This is a genomic window from Kribbella sp. C-35, from assembly GCF_046549195.1.
GTDB lineage: Bacteria > Actinomycetota > Actinomycetes > Propionibacteriales > Kribbellaceae > Kribbella.
Window position 1 is genome coordinate 616,582 of the sequence record NZ_JAJPWG010000004.1, and the last position, 25,805, is coordinate 642,386.

The 25,805-nt window shown below is 64.5% G+C and carries 16 protein-coding genes; 4 read left to right on the top strand and 12 right to left on the bottom strand.

What is annotated here, in order from left to right:
* Positions 1–14 precede the first annotated feature (14 nt).
* Positions 15–401, top strand: coding sequence for a hypothetical protein (locus ACLJOO_RS28820; RefSeq protein ID WP_410790551.1), 387 nt, complete (start codon positions 15–17; stop codon positions 399–401).
* 29 nt (positions 402–430) lie between these two features.
* On the opposite strand, the gene ACLJOO_RS28825 is transcribed toward ACLJOO_RS28820, so the two are convergent.
* From ACLJOO_RS28825 to ACLJOO_RS28855, 7 genes are all read right to left on the bottom strand, one after another.
* Positions 431–1,003, bottom strand: coding sequence for a hypothetical protein (locus ACLJOO_RS28825; RefSeq protein WP_410790553.1), 573 nt, complete (start codon positions 1,001–1,003; stop codon positions 431–433).
* Entirely contained in the window at positions 1,003–1,212 is a 210-nt protein-coding gene (locus tag ACLJOO_RS28830; protein ID WP_410790555.1) for a helix-turn-helix transcriptional regulator, read from the bottom strand. The genes ACLJOO_RS28825 and ACLJOO_RS28830 overlap by 1 nt, the downstream gene beginning before the upstream one ends.
* Positions 1,199–1,540 (bottom strand): hypothetical protein, encoded by a 342-nt coding sequence (locus ACLJOO_RS28835; protein WP_410790556.1) that lies wholly within the window; start codon positions 1,538–1,540, stop codon positions 1,199–1,201. Before ACLJOO_RS28835 ends, ACLJOO_RS28830 begins: the two co-directional genes overlap by 14 nt.
* 12 nt (positions 1,541–1,552) lie before the next feature.
* Positions 1,553–2,482, bottom strand: a complete 930-nt coding sequence (locus ACLJOO_RS28840; protein ID WP_410790558.1) for an ImmA/IrrE family metallo-endopeptidase — start codon at positions 2,480–2,482, stop codon at positions 1,553–1,555.
* 30 nt (positions 2,483–2,512) lie between these two features.
* The gene (locus tag ACLJOO_RS28845) at positions 2,513–3,835 is read right to left on the bottom strand and encodes a hypothetical protein (RefSeq protein WP_410790559.1); all 1,323 of its coding nucleotides are present in this window, start codon (positions 3,833–3,835) and stop codon (positions 2,513–2,515) included.
* Positions 3,819–4,166 (bottom strand): hypothetical protein, encoded by a 348-nt coding sequence (locus ACLJOO_RS28850; protein ID WP_410790560.1) that lies wholly within the window; start codon positions 4,164–4,166, stop codon positions 3,819–3,821. Before ACLJOO_RS28850 ends, ACLJOO_RS28845 begins: the two co-directional genes overlap by 17 nt.
* Positions 4,167–4,776: 610 nt before the next feature.
* A complete protein-coding gene (locus ACLJOO_RS28855) occupies positions 4,777–5,070 on the bottom strand; it encodes a hypothetical protein (protein WP_410790561.1) in 294 nt (97 codons plus the stop codon).
* A gap of 525 nt (positions 5,071–5,595) precedes the next feature.
* On the opposite strand from ACLJOO_RS28855, the gene ACLJOO_RS28860 reads away from it, so the two are divergent.
* The 3 genes from ACLJOO_RS28860 (at position 5,596) to ACLJOO_RS28870 (ending at position 13,361) form a co-directional block, all read left to right on the top strand.
* Positions 5,596–6,075, top strand: a complete 480-nt coding sequence (locus ACLJOO_RS28860) for a hypothetical protein (protein ID WP_410790562.1) — start codon at positions 5,596–5,598, stop codon at positions 6,073–6,075.
* Between the two features lie 79 nt (positions 6,076–6,154).
* Positions 6,155–9,892: a hypothetical protein gene (locus ACLJOO_RS28865; protein WP_410790563.1), complete on the top strand. Its 3,738-nt coding sequence runs from the start codon at positions 6,155–6,157 to the stop codon at positions 9,890–9,892.
* Positions 9,893–9,914: 22 nt separating this feature from the next.
* Complete coding sequence (locus ACLJOO_RS28870) at positions 9,915–13,361, top strand: hypothetical protein (RefSeq protein ID WP_410790564.1); 3,447 nt, start codon at positions 9,915–9,917, stop codon at positions 13,359–13,361.
* A gap of 916 nt (positions 13,362–14,277) precedes the next feature.
* Here ACLJOO_RS28870 and ACLJOO_RS28875 read toward each other — a convergent pair.
* The 5 genes from ACLJOO_RS28875 to ACLJOO_RS28895 form a co-directional block, all read right to left on the bottom strand.
* Complete coding sequence (locus ACLJOO_RS28875; RefSeq protein WP_410790565.1) at positions 14,278–15,735, bottom strand: patatin-like phospholipase family protein; 1,458 nt, start codon at positions 15,733–15,735, stop codon at positions 14,278–14,280.
* A gap of 1,253 nt (positions 15,736–16,988) precedes the next feature.
* Positions 16,989–22,169 (bottom strand): FxSxx-COOH system tetratricopeptide repeat protein, encoded by a 5,181-nt coding sequence (gene fxsT / locus ACLJOO_RS28880; protein ID WP_410790566.1) that lies wholly within the window; start codon positions 22,167–22,169, stop codon positions 16,989–16,991.
* An 11-nt stretch (positions 22,170–22,180) separates the two neighbouring features.
* Positions 22,181–23,257 carry a hypothetical protein gene (locus tag ACLJOO_RS28885; RefSeq protein ID WP_410790568.1) on the bottom strand — a complete coding sequence of 359 codons (1,077 nt, stop codon included), beginning with the start codon at positions 23,255–23,257 and terminating at the stop codon, positions 22,181–22,183.
* Between the two features lie 5 nt (positions 23,258–23,262).
* Entirely contained in the window at positions 23,263–24,288 is a 1,026-nt protein-coding gene (locus tag ACLJOO_RS28890) for a trypsin-like peptidase domain-containing protein (protein ID WP_410790569.1), read from the bottom strand.
* A complete protein-coding gene (locus ACLJOO_RS28895; protein ID WP_410790570.1) occupies positions 24,285–25,721 on the bottom strand; it encodes an amidohydrolase family protein in 1,437 nt (478 codons plus the stop codon). The genes ACLJOO_RS28890 and ACLJOO_RS28895 overlap by 4 nt, the downstream gene beginning before the upstream one ends.
* Between the last annotated feature and the right edge of the window lie 84 nt (positions 25,722–25,805).

A 25,805-nucleotide genomic window follows, 5' to 3' on the forward strand; every position in this document is an offset into this window, starting at 1 on the left:
CGAGGCAGAGACGAGTGACCGGCAGCCAGTCCGGCTCCCATGCGTGGCATTCGTACCTTTGTAGCTGTGGACCCGAGCAGCGTCGCAAGCCGGTTGAACTCCCGCGGGCCTACGCCTACCTGTGCGAGGAGCTCCTGGTCTGCAGATCCGAAGTCAACCGCGCCAAGGAACGTCTTGCCCGATTCGCCACCAGCTCCGACCTCGAGCTAGCGGCTGTCTTCGTCGGGCAAGACACACGATCGACGGCTGGCTTCGGTCGACTGCTCGAGGCCGTAATTCGCGACCAGGTCAAAGTGGTGCTTGTGCCGAGCGTGCTTCACCTGATGGTTCTTGGATCTCCGAGGCGAATCAAGGAGTACTTCGAGGCCGCAACCGAGGCTCAGGTCATCACCATGCCATGACGGCCTCGCCGTTCCCGAAGCCAGCGATGCTACGGCAGCGGGCCGTCCAGATCATCCGCTTGACGGTGACCGGTGGTGTCGCGGTACGGCGCCCGGTCGGCTCCGGAGTTCTGATTCTTTCCCGCGCTGTGCGTCGACGTACCTTCAACGAGCCGGTCGCCGACCTCACGCCAGTGCCGGAGCCGCTCCTCGAGGTCGATCCGCCGGACAAGTATCCGGATTGCCCACAGGTCCGTGGACGTTGAGGTCTCGGCTCCGGCGGCGACGGTTTGGAAGTGCTGCTCGAGCAGGCGATCAACCTTGCTGAGTTTCCCTTCCAGATGCAGGACCTGCTGACCGACCCACTTGAGCGCGGACTGCCGTTGGGTTTGCGCGTCGTCGATCCGGAGCACGACCTCGAAGCCTGCCGCCTGGAGTGCTGCCGCTGCCTCGTCCACGTGCAAGATGCTCACTGCCTGGTACCGCGAACCCGGGAGGTGCCAAGCAGCCAAGTGATGCGACCAGCACCAGTCGGCGGCCTGCAGAACTGCGGCTAGCTCGTCGTCCTTCGGCACTCCCCAGACCACGGTGCCCTCATCGGAAGTGTGGGTAATCTCGATCATCAGTCCCACCTCTCGTCGAGAACCTGGTCGCTCAGGTCCGCGAACCAGGCGATCACGTCGCTCGCGCGGTACCGCAGATGCCGGCCGACTCTCTTGCCCCGAGGCCCGTACCCCAGCGTCCGCCACCGGTACAGGGTTCGCTTCGGCACGTTCAAGTAGGTGGCGACCTGATCGATGTCCCAGAGCGGATCCGAGTCAAGCGTCGGCATCATGACCTCCCGCAAGCGGTTCATCGGCAGCGGTACGTCGTTCTCGGTCTGACTTCACGACGCGACGGAGCTCGCGGACCGACCAGCCGAGAATCTCGGCTGCGGCATCGGCGGATCGGCAGACGCGGGCGAGCTCGGCTGTCTCAGCTGCGCACGCGGCTTCAGCGTCGGCGACGCGCTCGTCGTACCGCTCGATGGCGACTTGCCTGGCGACGATCGTGCGGTTGAGTGAATCTCGAGCCTTGACCGTGCGGGCGGTCGCGGATTCGATCCGCGCCTGACGTTCCCGTGCTCGCCGCAGCGCTGCGACCCTCTCGCCGGCTCCCATGTCTGGGCCGCCTCACAACGCGGGGCCGTCGAAGTCAGGGGCCGAGTCGAGCGGTCGTGTCTGAACCGGAGCAAGCGGGGCCCGATGAGCGTTCAGATACTTATCCGTCGAGTCGATCAGCTGCCTAGCGGTAGTGACGACGCGGGCCCCGGTCGCCTTGATCACGGTGCCAGGCTCGTTCGGATCCACCTGCCGCGCCCAACCCGCGATGTAGTCGAAGGACTCTGCGTCAATGCTCAGCCCGTGGTGTGCCAACAAGACGTACGCGACCGACTCGGCCTCCACCTCACGTGTCCCCCTGCATGTAGCACTCGCGTCCGGACCGGACGGCGAATGCATCCGGACGTGCCCCATCTCATGTGCCAGACGCGCGACTGCACGGAAATCATCGAGATGATCGGCGATCACGATCCGGTTGGCGCCGTAGTCGGTGAAGCCTTCCGACGCATCACCGGTGGGCCGTACATCGACCGCGAACCCATCGGCAGCGGCATCCTGCGCCAGCCCGTCCCACAGATCTCTGGCCACAGTCGCGTCGGGGGTTACCGGCGGGCGTGGAAGATGAATGGGCGGGCCGACCGTGGCAGTGACGTCGTACACGACACCAACCCGGAAGCCGATCACCTGATCCTCGACCGAACCCTCAACGCCATGGTGCCCGCCGGCCTCTGCCATAGCTTTCTGCACACGTATGGGTTTGAGAATTCTGATTCCCTGCGCTGTCTTCACCCGCCGGCCGAGCTGCTCCCACTGCTGCGCGCGTGCGACCCAGCTCGCCTGCGGCATCTGAAGATTGATCAGCACGAGATTCCCGAACCCGTACGTCGGGAACAACGCCGCCACGTCCAGCCACCTACTCCACTCGGACGCCGTCTGCAGCTTGCTCACTTCCGCATCGAGCACGCGATGGAGATCCTCCGCCCGCACCTCTTCTTTGCCCACAGCAACCTCCTGATTAGTCGGCTGCCCAGATCAACGGCCGAGACCGGACAACTCCTGTCCTGGATCCGCGATCCCGGAGGCGATGTCGACGTACGGCTGCGGTGTCCTCACCAGTGGATCTGCAGTACGGCGCAACAACGCTGAGGTCCCCGCGAGCCGACGAGCAACCTCCGCCGCACGCGTCAGATGATCGCCGGCGTCAGCCAGCCGACCCGTCAGCTCGCTGAAACAACTCGCGAGGTCTGTGCGCACCCATTTCGCCTGCAATGGACGCGTCCCTCCACCGGGTCGTCGCAGATAGGAGATCTCTACTCGCGCCGCCTCTTGGCGCGGGACGAAGAGACGCCCGGCAGCGATCAGAACACTCACCGCGTGCTGTTGCCATCGAGCGACCTGATCTGCAGACCAGAGCAGCTCGTCCACCGCATCAATCAGCCCAGCCGCAGCCCGATGGTTGCCCACCAGAGCCGCAGCGGAACGAATGCCGCGATCACCCTGCAGATTCGAGTCCACCGCACTCTTCAGGTCCAAGAAGGCCACCTCGGTCTCCGGGCTCCCCAGGCCGCTCAGATCCGACAGACGGCCCCGCCAGGCGAGTTCGACATCCCGAGCCGGTGCATCAAACCTCTGGAGCCCGCGACGGAGGATCTGTAGATCCATCCGCTGATCGGGCTGAAGACGAGCAGATGCCGCGGCCAGCAGATGCGTCGTGAGGTGCCAGACCTGCCCGCAGACAGTCCGCAGCTGCACTGTCGTCGAACGCAGATCCCGCGTCAGCATGCTCTGCGGCGGCATCGCGGCGTGTGCACGCCTCCACCTGTCAGCCTGCGGCGCGATCGTCGACACGTCGTTCGCCAAGGTCGCGGGACCGCCGGCAGCGAGCATCGCTATACCGCCAAGTCCACGTCGGCGTACATCGGAGGCTGCGATCTCCGCCAGCTCCCGCATCGCACGTCCAAGCTGGAGGCGCCCCGGTGTTCGACGACGAGTATTGCGTGCGACAACCCCCGCACCGATCAACGCGATGGCCGCGACTTCCGCGCGCGCCGCGGTGAGATCCTCGCGCACATCAAGGGCAGTTGCGGAGGCCGAGTCCTGTACGGCGAGGAGGTCCGCACCCGCACCAATCGCCTGTGCCAGCCGTCCCAGCGAGTTGTCTGAACGCACGTCGAATCTCGACTCACCGGTCGCAGACTTCAGACGTCCGCGCAACCACTGGAGGTGATGGCTCGTCGCGGCAAGAACGGCGCCCCAATCAGCCATCACCTCAGCCTCGTCCGGATATACCCCACGCTGCGCGCTCACTGCGGTGCGCCGCGCAGTACGAAGCAAGTCCTCATACGTCGCGCGCATCCTGAACCCTCCGAATGTCGGCCGCGGCCGACCGCAGGGCATCACCCAACGCGAGCCTCCAACTGAGATCCTCGATCGGTACGTCGATCTGCGCCGCAACCCGCGCAGCCTCATCCAGCAGCTCCACCGGATCCCCATCCGGTTCACCGTCGTACCGTACGTACGGCATGATCTCGAGCAACTCGCACAGCCGATACCGACTGAACGCCGTCATCGCCCAACGCCCATCAGCGGCTCCCACCTCGAGCGCTTCAACAATCGCCTCAGCCCGAGTAACCAGCTCCACCACACGCCGCCGTGCATCGTCGTCCTGCCGCCGCTTCCCGTCCATCTGCAGCCTCCATCCGAGTCCTGGTCCTACAACCCGGGGACGTCTGCCCCAGGCCACAGCGACTCAACGGATGCCGCAGACAACTTTTGCGTTGGATCCATGGATCCGAACAGCCAGACTGCCCGCATCCCCCGAGGCCGACATGCTCACGAATGCTTGAGGATGGTCAGACTCACTCAAATCCGAAGATGGTGTCGATCTTCTGCAGCGGCACGCGCGCCTCCCCTGGATTGATGAACATGCGGCCTGACCTGCGACTTTGTCTGTCGTGGATGATCACCCGGGGGGCCATACTTTGTCGACGTTTCACGGAGCGGTGACGGAGCAGGAATTTGCCAGCGGCAACATCTCGCAGGTGTCGAGCTTGTACACAAGGGGTGAACGACTGATCCCCTCAGAGCGGGCGCATCATGTCGCGGCTATGTGACGGGAGTGGTGACCGCACGTTGGACGACGTTGGCTGGAGTATCAGCCGCGGCTCCAAGCCACCCGGCGGGGTGAACGGGAGCGGAATCGAAGCGGCGTTGGCCGCAATCGTCGATACGTCGACTCGTCGGGATAGATTCCCCGCTGCGCGCTCAGATCGCGCCTCGCCATACGAAGCAAATCCTCATACGTCGCACGCATCTCGCACCCGCCGGATGTCAGCCGCCGCGGTCCGGAGCGTATCGCCCAGCGCCAGCCGCCAACTCAGATCCTCGATCGGTACGTCGATCTGCTCGGCCACCCGCACAGCTTCGTCCAGCAACGCGGCCGGATCACCATCAACCTCGCCGTCGTACCGCACGTACGGCTTGATCTCGAGCAACTCGCACAGCCGATACCGGCTGAAGGCCGTCATCGCCCACCGCCGGTCAGCAGTCGTTGCCTCAAGCACCTCAACGATCGCCTCAGCGCGGGTCATCAACTCAACCACGTGCCGCGCACACCTATTGCGTCCCCGACAAGGTTGAGGTCCCTGGGGCCGAGCAGGCACCTGCCCAGAGCACCCTGTCCGGAACAGTACGGCTCACACCTTCGAGGCGCGACGCAATCCACGGCGTGCAATCACCAGCAATTCAATTGAGCATTTGATGCGCGATTTTCAGTTGTGCAGGGACGCTTGAAGAATCGATCTGACTATTCCCTCTGGTCCCCTTGGGCGCTAGCCTCATAGATGCGGCCCCGAACCGCTGGACCGAGGTTTCAGCTTGCGGGGCGTACTGGCGTGGCATTGCCATTGCTGGTACAGGGGGGAGGACGGGTGTGAATGGTCTGAGTTGGATTGAGCGGACGAGGACCTTTATCGGCAGCAACAGGTAGTGAAACCTGACCGCTGACCAACGCGTCTGGACCGCGTGTTCCGACGTCGCTGGCCGCATGACTCCAGCCCAAGCCTGGCTCGGAAGAATCGTGCGCTTGAATTTCTGGTCATGGGTGGGAGCGGGTCATGACGAACTGGTTTGCAGACACATTTTCATCGGACGCAAGCCCTGAGGACCTCGTCAAGGCGAGATCGCTCAACATCACGAGGATCACTGGGGTGGTGGTCCCGGTTATTGCCGGAATCTCAGTGGCCATCGGAGAACTGGCAGACGAGCCGCCTTTCAATGACGCCGGTTTCCAGCGGCAGATTGTGCTGGCGCTGGTCGCATTGATCGGGGTGGTGGCAACGGCCGACATAATCGGTCGGTCGATCGCAAGTCGCGACTCTTCTGTCGGCACGATCCTTCCACGGGCGCTGCCTGCAAAGCTGGTCATACCTCCAGCCCCTGGCACCCATGCGAACAAGATCGTCGTCGGGCGCGTTGTCGGGTTCCGCAGTACCAACGGCTCGAACCCCGGGCAATGGGGGGAGTACCTATTCGTTCCGGATGACTCGGATGAGAACCCGAGCTGGCAGCTCGTGACCGCACTCACCCTCGATTGACGGCCTTGCCCGTCGATGTTCGGCAACAGACTTATCCGGGTCTCCCATCGAATCAACCGCACTCGGGAAGGTAATCCTCATGGGCGGGATACCAGGCCAAACTCCGGCAACAGAAGGGTCAGCCACCGGCGACGCCCACAGGAGTAGTGGTGCAGCCGACAGTGGACTCACCGAGCTCGGCACACAGCCGGGTGGATACCTCGCGGACCCGCCTGGCACCCCGGACACGACCGACCACGGGGATCCGCCCGGCGAGGGCAACGACGCGCACGGCGATGCTGACGACGAGACAAGTGCCAGCAGCCTCCTTCCTGAGACGCCCGACCACACCCACGACTTCGGCTGTGGAAAGACCCTGGAGGCCTGGGGCGTCACCCGCCAGTTCTCCTTCGGCCAATTTGTCATTCTTTATGCCCGCGATGACAAGGACATCGGCCGGGCCGAGTCGGTGCCGCTTGTCGTCACACCCGAGGGGACGCTCAACCGCGAGGTCCGAACCACCAAGAGTGAGCATCTCCAAGGCGCGGCGGGCGCGCAGAACAAGGCCGTGATGGTCTCCGCGGCCGACATGGTCGCCCGCGCCAATGGCGCCAACAAGGCAGGTAAGCCCCCGGTCGGCAGCATCGCCGAGGAGGTCGGCGGCCTCCCTCTCGACCTGGCGCTCTCAGCGGACGACCCCATGGCACTGGTCACCCAGCCTCCACCCAGCGCAGTGAAGATCGACAACCTGCGTGACGTCCTGGAGAACAAGGCTGTCGTCACCGATACCGGTCAATTGCGCCCGATCCTCGACGACGCCGCGAAGGTTGCCCTGCTCGAGGGACGCGCCGTCGACGCACTCGCTGAGTACGACGCCGCGGATCCAGCTGGCGGAGCGCAGGTGCGGCGCACCATGGTCCGCCTCAACCCCATCACACAGGAGATCGTGCTGGACGCAGCCGGCGTCGACACGGCCCTGGCCACCGGCGCCGTGCGCCTTCCCGGGAACGCCGAAGACTTGATCCTTGACCGCACCACCCGCGTCGACAACGCACTGCGCTCCGGCTCGGCTGTCACCCTCACCGCATCGCTCAGCGATGGAACGTTGCGCCGGTACCGGGTCTCCGCCTCTCCGCTGCCGACCTCAGAGCCGCTGGCGAAGACGTTCACCATCGAGGACCCCTCGGCGTTCTTGCGAACCCCCTACCTGCCGGCCGTTGACGGCACGCCCCTGCGAGTCAAACTCGACGACGCGATCGTCACCAAGCTACGCACCGCACGGTCCGCCAGCTTCGACGTGAATGGCACTCAGGTGACGCTCCTAGTCGTTGCTGTCCCCGACCAGGCCGCCTCCAGCAAGGTCGCTCCGACTGCGGTGGCGTTCATGCCCGGCGTCGGCAGCGGCGCTGTCGGTCTGGTCGCGCCTCTTTCTGGCGTGTCTCCTGGCCTCCCTCTCCCCGGCGGACCCGCAGTACCCGGAGGCCCCGGAGCACCCTGGCCGGGGTTCCCGCTCCCGAATCCCAACCTCCCTCCACCTGCAGGCCCCGGCGGCCCGGGGACCGGCATCCCAGTCCCCTCAGGGCCATTACCAGGCCCCGCAGGTGGAATCGGCGGAGCGGGTCCGATCGGCCTCACCCCCGACCCCGACGGCGGCTTCGCGCCGGTGATCGACTGGCCGGGAAAGATTGCACAGCTGGACAAGGTGACGCTGCTGCTCGCAAACTACCCATTCTGGGCGAAGCAGGCCCAGATCTTCGATGGCTCCACGAAGGCTCCCCCCGGCAGCGAGCCGTCCGGCGAAGCGATTCCTGGGCCGGTCAAGGGACTGCCCGTCGCGCTCTTCCTGCCCTGGAAGCAGGAGTGGCGCTTCACCGGCCTGTCCCGCGGGAACCTGCTGTCCTCGATCGCGCTCGCCCCGCGCGAGGAGCGCGTCATCCGCACGTACAGCTGGGAACGCCGGTCCAAGGCTCTCGAGCAGTCCACCGAGACCGAGACCGAGATGCAGCAGGACTACACCTCCACCACGCGCGACACGGACGACGTGCTGCGTGAAATGACCTCGAACCAGAAGTTCAACAGCCAGTTCGGTGCGGACTTCGAGGCCTCATACAGCCCTGGCATCGCCTCCATCAAGGTCGGCGCCAACCTCGACCTCAGCCAGGAGCTCGGCCTTCAGCAGGTGACGAAGTCCAGCACACAGCACCTCACCGAGACCGTGCACCGGGCCTCCGCCCGCGTCCGATCTCGCCGGATCACCAAGATCACTGAGTCCTCCGAGTCCGTGACCGGTGAGGATGTGGTTCGTCGCATCGTGAACCACAACGACTGCCGCACGATGACCCTGGACTACTTCGAGCAGCTCGCCCACTACACGATCACCACCAAGTTCGAGAAGGAGCGGCTCCGCGTTGTTGTCATGATCGACAACCCGCTCCGCACGACCCCCTTCACCAACCTGACACTGCGCACCAACGAGACGGCGCTCCGCCAGTCCCTGCTCAACCCCGAGCTAGGCGACGGTTTCACCGCAGCCCGCCTGCTGGCCAGCTACGAGAACGCCTGGCTCGAGGCCGCTCGAGTGGCCGCGGAGTCGAAGAAGGTCGCCGAGCTCGACAAGGAACGCGCCAAGGACGCCACGGCCACGCCGCCCGTCACCAAGCCCGAGAACCCGTACAAGGACCAGGTCCTCAAGGCCGCCAAGGACGTACGCGACGCCGCGAAGAAGCTGCAGGGAACGACCATTGACGCGGCGCTCATCATGATCGGCGCTCATATGAAGCCGTTGCCGTACATGATCACAGCCGGCCAGTACTGGCTGTGGTTCACCCTCGCCGCAGCCAAGCTCGGCGCCGGCGTCACCGACGCGCTCAACACGATTGCCGCGGTCACCGCCGACCCCTCCCTCGACGACGCCCGACGCCTCAACGACGCCTTCGGCGCCGGCCGCGTACAGGAACTCAGCCGCCTCGCGTCGCTGCCTGACAACGAGAAGGAGGACCTCGCGCTCGCCGGCGCCATCCACCGCTTCCAGGCTGCGCCCTGGGACTGGGCGTGGTGGAGCGGATCATGCCGTGACAACGGCCTGTACACCCCGAACGACGGCGGCCTCGTCGGTGCAATGACCCGGATGACTGATGCGCTCGGCAAGTACGAAGCGAAGGAGTCCGAGGGCGACGCGCTTCTGCAGGGACAACAGATGGTGCAGAAGGCCAACGAGGAGCAGGCCGCAGCCAACTGGGTCGACAAGCTGGAGATGAAGTACGGCCTCGATGTCGTCGCCGACGCCCAGGAACGTCAGACTGCTCTCCTCACCCACCTCGAGGACCACAAGGACTACTACCACTACGTCCTTTTCCAGGCCCTGCCACCTGGCGAACAGCTCAAGCTGCTGACCGCCAACGCCGCCGAACTCCGGGTCGGATTCTTCGAGCCGCGCGTGGTCGCGTACAACGGCGACCAACTCGCCATCCCCCTCACTCCCACCGGGCAGAACGAGCTGGCCAAATTCGTCAAGGACGCCCAGGAATCCCTCGCAAAGGCAGCCAAGGAGGCACAGGAGGCCGCCGACAAGATGGTCCCCGAGGAGGTCATCATCCCAACGGCCGGGCTGGTGGTGGAGACCTCAATGGGCAAGTGCAGCGCCTGCGAACCACACCGTGAGCAAATGCACGCGCTGGAGGCCCGCAGCGCCACCGCGCTGGCCCGACAGGCTGGGGCCGAGGCGGACCGTCGCGACAAACTGCTTGCGGCCACGCCCCCGAAGCTCGGCGAGTTCACCGGCGCCGACGGGGGTGGCCGACTGACCGTCCGCCTGGAACACGCCGGGCCGCCCACGTGACCAGCCACGCACGGACGTCACCGTGAGTACTGCGACCCAGGGCACAAAGAAGGCAGACGCCCGCCGCGCCGCCCAGAAAGTCAAGAGCGCCCGAACCAAGGGCGGCCAGGGCGCGGGCACGAACCCTGCCGGAACTCGCCAGCTGCCGCTCAACGACGACCTCGAAGACGTGTTCCGGCATGCTCTGCTCCTCACCGATCTCGAACCCGGACCTGCTGTCTGGGACAACCCTCCTCGGCCGGCTCACAAGGACACTGCCATCGGCTACCGCGGCGCAGTCCGCATCACCCTCACCGACCCCGAGACCAGAACGCGAGCCGAGACCTGGCTCACTGCCGACCTCGATGACCTCAAGATGCACCTGGACTACTGTTACGCCCGGTTCGGGTGGCGGGCCGTTGCCCAGACCCATAAGCAACTCGTCGCCGCAAACGCGCAGGAGCTGCGCCGTCAACACGCGATCGATGAGGCTGCCCAGCGGGGCCTCAGCCCCAATGCGCTGATCGACTCAGAAGGACCGGTTGAGACGCCGGACATCCTCGAGAACTGGCACGCAGTCGCCAGCGAGTTCCCGCGCAAGATCTACCGGCACCTCCTGGCCGTCGAAGGCCGCGCCCGCCAGATCGCCCACCAGGCTCTCGACCGGTCCGAACGGTCCCTGTCGCGCGCCGTCGACGACTACTTCACCCGCGACAACCCGACCGAGGAATCGCCCGATGCTGAGGCCCTGACCAAGATCTACGACTACTTCACCGACATCGACCCTGGCGCGTTGTTTAAGACGCCCAAGAACCAGCTCGCGGTGCGCCAGGACAGCCCGGCCGTCCTCGACCTCCGCCAGCTCCTCGCCGATCTGGAGCGTCTCAACGCCGAAGTCAAGGAGTTCAACCGACGCCTGGGACTGCTGCCGATCGGCACCAGGAACCGGCCAGTCGGGCACGCCGCCAAACAGGATCTGATCGCCGCCAAGGGCCGCCGCGCGCGGCGCATCCAGCAGTCCGCTTCCCGGTTTCCGATGACCTTCCGCCTCCTCGAAGCGCCCTACCGGTACGGAGACTCCGGCCAACCCGTCGTACCCGTCCTGGAATCGGTGGGCAAATCGCTGAGCAACATCGAGATTCAGCACGCGGTCTGCGCCGCATTCGCGCGTACTGCCAAGGCCATCGTGGCCCAACGCGCCGCGGCAGGACCGCTGGAGAAACCATCACTGAATCGGGCACTGGATGCCCTTCCGCTCCCACCACAGCCACGGCTGCGGTCCCCAAGGCCAGCCGGTGAGCTCGGGCTCCCCAACCCGGGTACCCGCATCTTCGGCACTGTCCTCCCGGCGAAGGGCAAACGCGGCGCCTGGGACTTCCCAAACGCGATAGCACGCGCCCTCGACGACCTCGGCTACGGCGACGGGTCGCCAGTTCGCGCAGCCACTCGAGAAGCCATGGAAGGGTTCCCCATCCCGTGGGACCTGAAGCTGTTGTTCGACATCCTCAAGTTCACCATCGGCAAGGGCAGACTTGCTCTGCTCGTCGAAGCATGGGAGTTCAAGGTCAAGGTCGTCGACAAGTACAACGAGATCGACGCCGAGGAGTCGATCCACCAAGCGGTCCTCGACCCGGGCGACGCACTGATCGAACGCCCCGACCGCGAGCAACGATCCCGCGAAGCACTCCTCGATTTCGTTCTCGAAGAGCTCGTCGCATCGAAGCTGGCCGACAAGATCCCGAAGCTCAGCAGCCTTCCTGCGATAACTGGCAGGAACCAGGCACTCGTACCACTGATCGACTACGCGCAGGGCATCGCCGCTGACCAGGCCGCCGACAAGGCGGCAGACATCGCCACCAAAATCCTCTCCGGCGCGAAGGACGAAACGCTGGTGCCAATCCCACTCTTCGCGGCTGCCGTCGCCAGCATCGCCGTCAGCGAGATGCCCGGCCGCGTCACGCTGGGGACTTCCCTGCTGCCCCGGGCCATCGCCGCCGAGCAAAGCGATGTCGCGAACGCGTGGGACCGCTGGGGCCGGTCCTGGTTCGCATGCCAGAACGCCTGGCGGAACCAGGCCGCTCTCTCCTTCGGCCGCGCACACCTCGACGACCTCATCGCCGCCCTGCGAAAGGCACGCGGCCGGTACGGGAAGGAAGTACAGAAGCGGCTCGAGGCCGACCTGGCTGCCCTCCGCGACCGGTCGCAGGTGCTCGCACGCGGCATCGACCAGCTGAAGCCGACCGAGAACGTGCGACGCGACATCCCCGCCCGCCAGATCCAGCACGCGGCCTCTGCCGGGCTCGGCGGTCCCCCTCCCAAGTTGCGCGACCTGGCGCGAATCGAGCACAGCGTCGCTGACACCACCTCGGCCGGGCTGATGGGCTGGGAGCGGGCGCAGATCCTACGCACCTTCGGCCAGTGGCACGAAGCGACCTCGTCCCCGGACCTCGCTGCAACCTTCGACGATGGCAAGCGTCAACCGCTGGCCGCGGTCGGCGACGCGTTGCAAACAGCGCTGAACCGCGCCATGTCCGGGGAGAACCGGACGCCCGGACCACGTGCGCTGGGCCGCAAGACACCTGCCGCGTACCGCCGCGAGGACATCGCCCCGACGGTACGGGCACTCGGTCTACGCGGCCTCCGGCCACCGCTGGACCCATGGAAGCTCCTGGGAACCATCGACGCCGAGATGATGACGCGCCCGTTCACCCAGGAGGCCGCGTACTTCCACGAATGGGTGGTACCGGCCGCAATTCGCGCTCCCGACGCATGGGTACGGTTATGCGCCGCCCTGAGCGACCTTCCGGCCACCAAAGAACCACCCGAGATCGCCGCGGTCGGCGACCGCGCCGAGGGCCTCGCTTCCGAGCTTGTCGCGGTGGGCTCGGCCGTATACCAGTTCACGTGGCGTCGGGCTCTGGCGACCGCTACCGATCTGGCTGAGCGCCTCAACACGCAGGCAGCCGCGCAGGCGAAAGAAGCCGGCGACCCCGCCGCACTGCCAGGACCGTGGAGCGTGGTCGAGCAGCTCGGCCCACCGCCTGGCACAGCTGGAGTCTTCCCTGGCGGAATCATCGCGGTCGCCCGGACGAGGCCGACTCCGACGAACTCCTCAGCCGGGTCTGGCACCGAATCCGGGCCGGGGATTGGCGCGGCGCTTCTAGTGCTGTCCTCGCAGCGCATCGGAGGGTTTGCGGCCCCGCAGTCGCTGCGGGTCGCGGTAAAAGCGCAACAGTTGCTGTTCGCCCGACCACTGCTTCTCGACGGCCGACAAGTAACGATCGACGACAGCCCGGACCTACGCGAGGTCACGCGCATCTTCACCGGCCAGTGGACCGACGGCTTCGCCCAAGAGTGGCCGTCGCGCGTGACGATCAGCCGCACAGGCGATCCCGCCGCAATCGCCCCAGTGACTCGCGCGTCCGGCGACGCCATCTCCCGGTCCGCCTTCGCCCGCCAATTGCTCTCAACCGCAGGAAAGGTCCCCTAGCCGGCCGGGCTCGATTCGGAGGCTGTACAAGCCGGGTGTCGGCATCGCTGCGGACTCGATGCCATCGGGTCCGAGGCGGGATCGAACGTACTTGGCGCGGGAGGTGCGAAGCGGCGACGGTGGTGCGCCGGCCTAGGGTGCGGGGGCGCACTACCCGACTCATATGCCGGAGCTGGCTCGGGCGATACCAGGGTTGGATTTCGCCGGTGCCTTCGACGATGGTGTAGATCTCTTCCAGCAGGGCGGACGCTTGGGCGTGGATTGCCAAAAGTGGAATCTGACCTGCGGTGTTGCCTCTCAACGATGAGAGACCTTGATCATGGCTTTCAGCCTCCCACGGAGCAGGGAAGGAGCAGGCATTTGCCTCCGGCAACGCTCGAATGCGGCTCAGTGTCGAACGTCTGGGGTCGTTTGGGCGTTGGCTGCAGCGGGGTCGGGCCTGTCCCTGAATCGTCCCTCAGTCTGCCGGGCCTGCTGCGCTAGGTCTTGACCCCGGACTTGGGCACGGCCCGCATCTTGCGGAGCGTCTGGCTGCTGTCGTGGGGTGTGTGATGAATGACCAGTTCGCAGGGCGCGATGCACGATCGGAAGGTCGGACCGTTGGCATCGGATCGGGCCGTTGGGCAATATGGCGAGGCTGTTGCTGGGTGGGTACATGTTGTCGGCGGTGCTGGGTGCGCGGGTTCCGGACAGCGTGAACGGCTCGATGTGCTGGGGCTTGCCCGGTTCCCCACCCTTGTCGCTTAGCTGGCAACGGTGGTGGACCCAGCAGCATCCAGCACCCATACGCGCAAACAGGGCCGGTGGCGAGTGCAATCAACATGGCTGTGTCCGCCACGCTGTACTTGACTCCGTGGCATCTGCCGGCTCTGTCGGTCACGAGCGACGCCGCCATGATGGCTCGGCGCCCTGCCGTTCATTTCGTGGGTGCCGCGGGCGCGACGAGTTGCTGGGGCGAAAGTTTGTCGTCGACGAGGTTCTTGAACCAGCCCTCATCGGGAACGGCGTTGATTCCTTGCGTTCCTAGGTGTGAGTGACATGCAACCGCCGTGTCGAGGTATCCCAAACGGATGAGCCTGACCGCAGCGGTCCTGCCAACCGCGCTCAACACTGTCTTGGTGCGAGCAGCTCGATCGGAGTAGACCTTCCACTCATAGTCTCGCAAGACTTCGCGCAGAGCCTCTCGAGTATCGACTGCTCGGATAAATGTGGGATCAGACTGAAGTCGCTTACCAGATATTCGATCGGCAAGCTCGACCGGAGACTCTGAGATGTCTACAACGATCGGCCCGTCTTTCCTGGCCTGATCCTCCATTAGTCGCTGAACGCGCGGCCGCAGCGTATTCTCGTACAGCACCGACATAATGCGCAAAGTTGTTTTGCCGACCAGAAGGCTCGACAGCACAACCTTCTTTGGCGGCGAGGAGGCATTGACAACCAATTGCAAATCGACGCGTGGAATGATCGTCAATGAAGGATCCGGCAGAAAGATCTGCGCACCGGAATTACCTGGGTTGAACGTCTCGGTGCCAAGGTTGTTGAAAACGCCACCGTCGGACAACCACAGATTCCTCGGAGGTTCGTCATCCCGTCCATTGACTAGGCTAAGCCGCTTCGACGAGAGCCGGAACGGCGGGAAGCCAACAGGAAAGGCGGCCGACGCGTAGACGGCCCCTGCCAAACTAATTTTTGGCAGGCCGCGTCCATAAAATGGCGACATGACCATTTCTCGACTCATGTAGAAAGGTTGCCCTGACGTCAATTCAGTCGCGCAGAGTACATGCGCGACTGTGGACGCGGGCAAGTTCGCCATCCGCGGGAATATGAATCCTCGACGACGAGAGACATGAGCGAGAAAGTCGTTATAGACGAAAAATTGCATGACATTGCGGAACATCAAAATCAGGACCATGAAATACGGCGCTAGAGCGAGCACCCATAGAGTGCTCCAACGCCATCCAGCTTGGACGGTTGCGTACACGGAGAACGCAACCAGGAATCCGAGGAGACCCAGTGTGGTTTTAAGCACGCCTGCGAAAAAGAAGATGCCTTTATTAGCCATTCGACGGACGATCCTACCAACGAGTCGACCGAAGGCTTCGGCCTCTGATTCAGAAAAGTCTCCGTTCAGTGCGATCGCCGCGTTCACTATCGATCCCCCGGAGACGGAACTGATGAGACGAACGCGGCAATGCAAGCCCGAGTGCACCAGGTACAAGAGAGCGCCCAGCGCGAAGAACGCCGCTCTTACGCCGCCACCCGAGATAGCGACGCCTATAGACGGTTGAGCCTCGTCTGCTATCCGCGTCAGATTCGGCTCGGGCCTCGATGCCTGATCCTCCCCCACAAGCGGATGGTACGCGACCCGGATCACACAGAGCCATAGCCACCAAATCGCTGCCCCTCAAGTGGCGGCCGCATCAACTCGAGAGCGCGAGTACGATGCCGTTGGCGCAATCGGTCTGTCCGCCGGCCGAGGCGGTCACCCGTGCTTGCCCCTCGACGGAGTCCAAGCATCGCTGGTGCGCGGCAGCGCGCAACAATTGCTCCGCGCTGAGCTGGGCGGGGTGGAGCACGAGGGAGGAGCGGGACGCCGGAGCGACTGCTTAGCTTGGGCGGACCTACCACTCCCTTGTTCAAACAACTACTTGATGCGTATGCCTTGGATGGCTCAGGCGATGACGAGGCGCTGGATTTCTTTGGTGCCTTCGAAGGTGGTGCAGATCTCTTGCGGCCTTCTCGAGATTTGGACGCGGTTGGTCGGACGCGGGCCCTGACCTGCAGATTCAGTTCTCGTTGATGCCCAGTGATTCTCGTTGTTCGCCGAGGTCTCACGGAACAATCACGGAACAGACTGCCTACCGTCTTCGCGATGTCAGCTGGGCGCGGTGGTGCCATTTCCTCTGGAAATCCCACGCGCCAGACCCGGGTCATTTCGGCGGTGCGCCCGTCCGCATAGCTCATCGTACGACCGAGGACCGGATACACAATCGACCAACTGTCGGCGTCGCGCTGGCGCCACTATGACCGCGACTGACCATGAGATGGAGCGGAAGTGTGTTCTGCTGTTTGCTCGAGTGCCCCATCCCGTGACCAACGGCCGCGCCTCGGTGCACGCACGCGGGTCCGCACACAAGCTCTGCAAGGTCGCACCACTGACCAGTCGCCCGCTTGGCAAGGTGATCACGTCGCACATCGTGCTGGTCTGGCTGTCGCGCCGTTGCTGAGAGGCCTACGCCACTGCCGTGAACCGACGCCGGCCCGATCTCGCGCGAGGTTCGCTCTTGCGTCTGGTCGGCCTGCTCTTCACCGCGGCAGTCATCGTGCTGAACCCGCCTTGTACGGAGGTCGCCGCTTCAGCTAGTGCCCAAGAGGTTCTCGAACATCGCGATGCCCGAACTGTTGCACCGAACCTGCGTCGACGCCATCGACATCACTACGGCCGAAGCCTTCGCCTCCTGATGCTGCTTGAGATCGGCCGAGAGGTTGCTGCTAGCAATGATGCACAAGCATTGGTGGAGCGGGGCAGCGGCTGCGAGACTCAGCCAGGTCGAAATGAAGGCCACGTCAGAGGCAGATCGAACGTTTGTCCGCCAGCTTGCCAAGATACCGAATCCGGCTTCGGTGTCAGCCGGCCGGATCCCCTTGCCTCGACCCGTCAATGGGCCAGTTGCCGCGGGCAGCGAGGGTTTCAGGGTGGTCGGCGCCCAGCACCCGCTCCATGTCGGCCAGCAACTGCTCGTACGCTGCCACCGCACCACCAGGATCACCCGCTTCACCCCGCCAATAGGCAAGGTTGTGACGGGTGATCAGAGTGTTGGGGTGGTCCGGGCCGAGCACCCGCAGCATGTCGGGCAGCAACTGCTCGTACGCTGCCACCGCACCACCAGGATCACCCGCTTCACCCCGCCAACGGGCAAGGTTGTGACGGGTGGTCAGGGTGTTGGGGTGGTCCGGGCCGAGCACCCGCAGCATGTCGGGCAGCAACTGCTCGTACGCCACCGCAGCACCAGCCGCATCACCGGCCTCACCCCGCCAGGCGGCTAGGTTCCCACGGACACTCAGGGTGTTGGGGTGGTCCGGGCCGAGCACCCGCAATATGTCGGCCAGCAACTGCTCGTACGCTGCCACCGCACCACCAGGATCACCCGCTTCACCCCGCCAACGGGCAAGGTTGTGACGGGTGATCAGAGTGTCCGGGTGATCCGGGCCGAGCACCCGCAGCATGTCGGCCAGCAACTGCTCGTACGCTGCCACCGCACCACCAGGATCACCCGCTTCACCCCGCCAACGGGCAAGGTTGTGACGGGTGATCAGAGTGTCCGGGTGATCCGGGCCGAGCACCCGCAGCATGTCGGGCAGCAACTGCTCGTACGCCACCGCAGCACCAGCCGCATCACCGGCCTCACCCCGCCAGTGGGCAAGGCTCCCGCGGGTAGTGAGCGTGTCCGGGTGGTCTGGGCCGAGCACCCGCAGCATGTCAGCCAGCAACTGCTCGTACGCCACCGCAGCACCAGCCGCATCACCCGCCTCACCCCGCCAGTAGGCAAGGCTCCCGCGGGCAGCGAGCGTGTCCGGATGATCCGCGCCGAGCCGTCTGTTAGCTTGCTGGTGCAGTTGAATGGCGGCTGTGGTGGCGGAGATCACCAGCCCGGCTTCACCGAGGCTGCGAACTGCGCGAGCCAGCAGCGGGTGCCCACCTGCGGTGGTACTCCACAGTGTCTTCGCATCGGCCCGGTCGGCGATGGTGGCCGCATTGGCGCGCAGCAATGCGGCGAGCGCGGTGTCGCGCTCGACGGCCGGCCAAAGTTCAAGAACCGCATCTGCGGCGGCCTGGATCACCGGGCCAGCATCGGTGTCGGAGAGACTGTCGCGGATCGCGCGTTGCACCAATGCGTGCACAAGTACAACCGAAGATCCTCTGACGGTGATCAGGCTGAATCGGCGCAGGTTGGCCAGCCCAGCAAGAACATCATGCTCGTCGACCCCGACATTCAAGGCCCTATTGGTCCTTTCTGTCAGGAAGGTCAACGCCGACGGCGTTGTGAATACGCTGACGGGAATGCCGTTGGGGTCGAGCATGCTGGCCAGCTCCAGCACCGCCCCTGCCAGTCCCTCCGGATGGAGCCAGTTGGCCTGCTCAATCGATATCGACCACGTGGTAGCCACGGTCGCGGTCGTGTCATCGAACAGCGCCTCGTAGGGCGGGAACAGCTCATCGAGTCGACGCCGCCGATCGGCGAGCAAAGCCCGGTAGCCGGTGCACGGAAGATCGGTGTCGAGCATGAAGGCTGCGGCATGAGCCAGCGCCAACGGCAGCCGGCCGAGATCGGCCGAAACCCCCAGCGTGTCGTCCGCGAGCGCGAGCGGCAGCCGCTCACTTAGGTAGGCGCGGGCTTCGTCGGCGGTGAACACATCAAGGTCGATCAGCTCCCGACCCGCCAGCAGGGTTGCATCCCGGCGCCGAGTTGTCACCAGGGTCCTGCCCGCTGGCCGGTGATCGGGAGGCCATAAGCCCCGCAGATCGTCGGCAAGGGTGAGATCGTCGAAGACGATCAGCCACGGGCGGTCGGTGGTGGCGAGCCAACCAATGAATCGCTCACAGGCAATCTCCGGGTCAGAACCGGACGGGAGCCCAACTAGCTCTGCGGCCCGAGCGTAGCTCGCGACGATCCCGGCTCGGGTGGCAGCAGGCACCCAGACCAGCATGTCCACGGCAGCGGTGTCCAACAGCTGCCGGGCGTAGGCGCCCGCCAACTGAGTCTTACCGACCCCTCCTAGCCCGGACACCACTTTGGCGGGCTGCGTGAGAACCGCCGTAGGATCGGCCGCACTAGATCCGACCAATCTCGCCAATGCCTCGGCCCGTTCCTGGAAGCTGTCCACGCGCGGCGGGATGGGACCCAACACCACAGGCCACCATGGCGGACGAGCACCTTGGTCAACGTTGATCGTGACGTGGCCGATCTGCGACTCCTGGAGATGCTGCAGCCTAATGCCCTCGAGCAACGCAGCAGAGTCCTCCTCGAACGACGGAGCATCTGCCTCTACCTGGAAATACTCAGATATGGTGTGATTTGCCGCTACATCCCCTGTCGTCTGTAGATAGTGCCCGATCGCACCTCCCTGCGCGGATGAGGTGTATTCGGACATGCCGTGTCCCGCCCAGTTCTCGGGCAACGCGACGACAGCCTCGTCAGTGTCCAGAATTTCGCGGATGCGATCCGCCACATCTTCCTTGCCGTGAACGATAAGGTTCCTTAGCGCCTGTTGACTCGTGACGTCGACGCCAAACATTTTCGACGCCTCGATGACAAACTCCGGAGCGACCACGCCAATCTCGGCGGCGAGATCCCGCACAAGTCCAGGGGACGACGTGAGCTGCTTGCGGGTCAGCGCGCGGGCAAGCTGAATGACGTCCTCGCGGAGCTCGAGCGTAGTTCCGGCCTTCGCTAGGCCTTGGCGACGCAGGAGTCGAAGCATGCTCGCGCCGAGGGCGGCCTCTCTTATCACGTCTTTCATTAGCCGGGCCTGCGACTTCGCCTCCGTCAACAGCAGCAACGCATGGCCGTAATCGCCGCTGTCCTCTGCCAGTTGTGCGGCTAGAGTGCGAAAGTGTAGGAGCGCCTCTGTGTCGTTGCGCTCTGCCGCAACGCGCATTGCCTGGGTAGCCAATTCTTGGGCCTGTCCGGACTGGCCGCTGCGTGCATGAGCCTCAACGTGCAGGGCTGCGAGACGCAGATCGAGCGGTTGAAGGCTGCGTCCTTGCAGGACCTGCAGGGCCGCAGCTGGTCTGCCGGCATCCAGGAGTTCACGGGCAGTCTTAGCACTCTGAGAGACCCAGTCTGCGTCGTCCGCTTGCCGCAGAATCTCCTTGTTCACACCCAAGCCCAACTTGGTGGCCAGCCAGGCGTGAATCCGCGGGTCAAGATTCTCGTCGAGGACTGAATGTAGTGACGCTCCAGCCTCATCGTCCCATCGGTTCTCCAGCGTGCGCCGCTTCTGGGCCAAGGCCATGCGGTGATACAGTTCCTCGGCGCGGTCTCGCGTATCACTGCGCGCAGAGTAGAACCGCACCGCACGCCGGTGCACCGACGCCACCAGAGCCGGATCTGCGCGCTCGATGATCGGGAGCACCTGCGCCCGCACGTCCTCGCGATGGACGAGCGCTCCCTCGCGCTCGATAAGCAGGGAGCTCTCCACTCGCAGAACCTGATAGAGGCGCCACGCCTCGTCCGTCGTGATGGAGCCGAGCCCAGCAGACCTGGCCAGCACGTCGCGGACGAGATCGAGCGTGATGCGCCGGAGCACCATTCCGGGGATCGCCAGCAGTTGCGCCTCCGTCGTGTCGACGTGGTCGAGGATCCGTTGGTATAGCACCCCATGGACTTCTGCCTGGGCGAACGCTTCAAGAAACAGGCGCCGGGCCGCCTGGCTGCGTAGGGCCCCTGCTTGGCGGCGCATCAGCTCGGCGGCCAGCCGTAAGGTCAATGGGTTCCCGCGAGCGCGCCTCACCACGGTATCTACCAAGGACCTCGGCACAGCGAGCCCGCCCAGCCGATCCAGCAGTACCGATCGGCCGGCCTCGTCCCCAAGCCCGCGCAGGTCGAGCCGTACGATGTCGGAGTCTGGTACTCCCCCGCGGCCCGCGACAACGACCCGCAGGCCGGTGAGGACTTGCGCGACCTTATTCAGTACGCCAAACAGGCGAGCGACGGGTACCGCTCCCTGCCGTTGCGCCCGCTCGAACGTGTCCATGACGCACAGGAGTGGACCCCCGGTCGCCTCTGTGGTGACCTCCGCGAAGTGCTGCAACAGCAGGTCGATATCGCGCTCCCACCGTCTCCACGCGTCGACGGTGCCGCCAAGGCGGTTTTCGTCATCCCGCTCCTGAGCGCTGATAGTTTCCTGGGTCCCCTCTAGATCGCGAGCTACCTCGGTGCAGCGCACGGCATTGGCTGGGACTTGGATCGCGAGTTGGCGAAGGATCTCTGCTAAGACCGTGAGCGGTTTCTGCGGGGCAAGATCCATCCGGTCGAAGGTGAGATACGCAAAGGGCGCCACCCGTTCCGCGGGTGTCCGCCCCGAGCGCTCCAGAAGGAGAGCGGCCAGCAGCGTGGACTTGCCAATTCCGCCTGGGCCGGATATCACAAGTGGCCGGAACTCCTCGTCTGCCTCAGACGACCGATCTGCGTACTGGCGTATTTGCTGCAGCTCGGATTCCCTGCCTCGGATTGGCGTGTCCAGGACAATCCGCAGAGGCGTGAACAGTGTTGTCAGTCGGACCTGAGTCTCGATGGCAGCCAGAGACGGGAGATCGGCCATGACGCCGACAAGCCATTGCGCTGCCAGCCTCGTGCCGGAGAGTTGGTCCAGAGTCTGCTCGGTCAGCGGTCGCACATCTCCGCGCAGGTACGCCTCCGCCATCGTCCGCCCGACGTCGAGCGGGTCGGCAAACGCGCCGGCGAGCGTCCCGAGTAGCAGGTTGGGGTGGGGGCCGATGTGATTCATGGCGGCGCGGCGTGTCTCGGCCGTAAGGCGCCAGCGCCCACCGTGCGGTGTCCGTACACGCTCGCAGTCCTCACGAATGAACTCGGCCTCGTCGTTGTCCGGTAGGCGGGTCCGACTAGGGCGACTTTCGGCCCGATAGTTACCGGTCAGCTCGGGCAGGGTGAAGAAGCCGCGAAGCACGGCGGCACGCCGGAGCGCCCAGCGCCGTGGTGACACCTCGACAGCAGCGGGCGGCGCAGGCTGATCCGGTACGGCGGCAAGGCGTTCCAGCAACTCCTCGCGGGTCAGGGTACGCAACGTGGGCCTCGTCACCCCCTACCTCCGAAGACCGATGCCGCGATCTCTGCCGCTCGCGGACCCACGGTTGGCAGGACGAGCTCATCGGAGTACGGGGGCGCTCCCAGCACCTTCTCCAGCAGCAGCGGCATGTGCTCTGACGGTACATTCAGTCCCTCGGCGGCAGCCGCCGCGGCGAAGAACTTTTCGAGGTCCGTCAGGCATGCGCCACGCAGGTCCTCTGGCATCGCGTCGCGCGCGAGTTCCGGGGGCAGCCTCGCATCCACTTCCAGGAGTGCCACGCAGACGTCCCCCGCCTCGCCAGCGTTGGCTGCAGCGGCGATGCTCACCACCAGTGCGCGAGCCCAGTCATCGGCGGTGTCCACGGTGTAGGCGTCGAAGACGAGACACGTGCGCCGAGTGAGTGTTCGGCCGAGCCGTTTGAATTGTGTGACCAGCAACCGTACGACTGTGCTCGGCTGTGCTGTCATGTCGAGCGTCGGCAACTCCCAGCCGAGTTGACCGCAGATCTCCGCCATCACGTCTCGAGGCCCCTGAGGGGGGCCACTCCAGTCGGTGAGATCGAAACGGTACGAGTCATAAACCCGCAGCCGTTGCCCGATCTCGTTGATCAGATACCAGCTGTGCGTACGTCCTACGTGGTTGGACTCCTGCTCCTCTCTCACAACGAGCACGCGAGCGCCGTAAGCTTTACCGAATTCCTTGAGATGCCGCCTCAAGTCCGGTCGACCAATGAAGGACCGGGTGGGCGATAGCATCGCCAGCTCGAAGATGTCGAAGTCTGTCGCGTCGGGTGCGCTGGCCCGCAGACGCAGTCGCTCGATGAGTGGACGCAGGACCAAGCTTTGGGAGTCGGCCGCTACTTCGTCGAGCAGCACGACAAGTTTCGCCGACCTGGCAGCCTGGTCCAATGTCTGATGCCAAATGCCTAGCGCATCCTCGTCCAGGTTGACAGTCTGCGGCTTGAGCGCGGCAGCCCGCAGGAAGGTGACGATCGGCTTCTTCTGCCAGTAGATAGTTGCCAGCCCCTCTAGGAGCTCTTTCCCCTCCGGATCGTCGAAGGGATACGACGTCAGGCCAATGCTCATGTCGGTCACATCACCCCGGCGTCTACCAAGCCCTCAACCACGCGCTCGATCCGCCGGCCCTGGTTCCGGATCTCGGTCTGTCGTCCGTTGCGTACCGAGGTCCAGTAGTGGTGTAGGCCGACCACTTGCCATTGCTCGTCAAAAATCGGCGAGCCCGAGGAGCCGTCATCGGTGTCAGTCCAGTAAAGGATCACGTCGTCCGTCACGTCCTTGACCACGTTGTGCACCATGCCGATTTTCTTTACGCCGCCCTGCGGGTGCTGAATGATGTAAACCCGGTCATCGACGGAGACCGTCGCCCCCGTCTGGAGCTCCAGGATTGGGGTGCCGTCTGGAATCTTGCCGTTGATTCGCACAACGGCCCAGTCATGATCGATTGCACCCTGGATGGTGGATACGTCGCCTGGGAGGCTCACGTGCGCTCTTGTCGGGCCTCCGAAGGATCGCTCGTAGCCGAACCAGGCTTCGACCGACGTGGCTGGTTTGCCTTCCTCCCAGAACAGGACGTGGTGGTTCGTCAGGAAGAGGTCCGGTCCAATTCGAAACGCCGTGCCGTAGAACGGCGCGCCGCCGAGCGTGACGAGAAGACGAACCACCGCGGGAGCAAGATCGAATCCTCGCTGCAGGAATGCGATGTCCAGCAGAGTGGAGCGGCCCTGCGTGAATTTCTCGAAGCTGCCATTCCCGTCGAACCACTGCATGCTCGGCGCTGTGGGTGCTGGAGCCGCCGTCACTGGATGGTCTGCGGTCAATTCCTTAATTCGAGTGGCGACCGCTTGGTCATCGCTATTGATCAACAGGTCGAGGAGAGTGCTGAGCTTGCCCTCATTGGCTAGCACGGTACAGACGTCGATCCAGGCGAACTGCATCGGTTGGTCCCAGTTGATCCGGCCGGGCTTGCCGTTGATCTCACGCACCAGCTTGATGACCGGAGCTGGGTGGTAATACACGTCCGAGAGGAGTCCGATGAGTTCACGTACTGCTGTGTCGCTAAGGTCCAACGGAACCTTCGTGAGGAATGGTGCGGTCACATGTCCTCGCTCTCTTGATCGGGAGCGGTGAGCCAAGCTGGTCTGGCTGCACCTAGCTCGGCGTACCGCTTCCGCAGGCGTGCGTTACTTGGGTCCGAAGGGTTGGCGAAGCCGAGGAAGCGCAGGGCGTTCCGTCCCATGAAATCGTCCGCCTGACCGTCGCCGAACTCATTCCGGAACCGGCTGCGATAGGTGGAGGTAAAGCCTTCGGCACGGGGATTGATGGCCAGCATGTACCAGTCCGTGCCGAACAACAGTTGTCGGGCGACAGCAGGACTGGCGTCAACCATCTTGCGGAGCACGCCGAAGTGCGTGTCCATCACTTTCTCGGCATAGGTGGGATGACATCCCACGTCGCCGAACAGCCGGTCGGGAAACTCACTCATAGCACTGGCTATATCCCAAGCCCACGAGTAGTACTTCTCTTCTTCGTGCGCGCCGCCGAAGTGCCCTAGATTGACGCGCAGTCCAGGGTGGCTCCTGAGTACGGGAAACCATTCGCTCGGCGCACCATTTCCAGCTTTTTCGAAAGCCTTATCTGAGTAGTTGGAGTGGTTGCAGTGCGCCGTGATCGGAACCGAGTTCTCGGCGCACCAGCCGAAGAAGTCGTCGAGAACTTTGTTCAGGCGCTTCGCCCGCTCCGCCGTGCCGGCGCCCGCCGCGTTGTTTCCCGAGGGGCGCCACCCCATCTCCGGATACATCTTGACCCCGGCGAAACCGCGGTGAAGCAGCGCGTCCTCGATCACCTCGCGAATCGGTCGGCCGTCGGAGGCTCTATGCCCGTCGATGAGTCGGAAAGGATCGAACGACACGAACGGATGCAGACGAAGGTTCGGGGCCCCCGGAAGCAACCCGTGCATCGATGCTTCGCTCAGCCGATCGAACAACTCAACCTGCTGCTCGAGGCCAGTAATCGCGTCGTCCCGGACCCCGCTCGCTAAGTCCACCAGCATCGGGATCGCCAGCTCTGCCGCCGGAACAAACTGCCTCGCGTAAAGCACGGCGAGGTCAACGCGCGACTGGGAGAAGAGCTTGGCCCATGCTACGAACCGCGTTACCGAGCCGGCCGAGAAACGCTCGGACCCACCGAGCGCAGGTTTCGTATCAGGTTCCACCGCCGCCAGCTCATCTGCTATCAATCGCCGTTCCTCGATGGTGAGTTCGAGCATTGCGTCGGCTACCTGCTCCTGAACGCGCTCCTCCAAGGAGGCGACCGATCCGAACTCGGGCCCGCCGTCGAACAGCGCGTCCATCCGCTTAAGGTCTGCGGCGTGTCCCGGAGCGCCGGCCGTCAAACGGTCCGCGATCACCGCAAGCTGGGCCGACATGAAGCCATTCTTCAACGCGACGTGCCGCGCGAATCCTCGAACCGGGATGTCGGCCGCGTTAAACAGGTGGCAATGGACATCCACGAGTGTGGCCGCACCGCTCATATCGTCTGTTCGCCTCTCATCGCCCTACCTGGATCACTCCGAAGAGTCTTCGGAACCAGCCACTATTGCGGTCCCGCCTTCCAG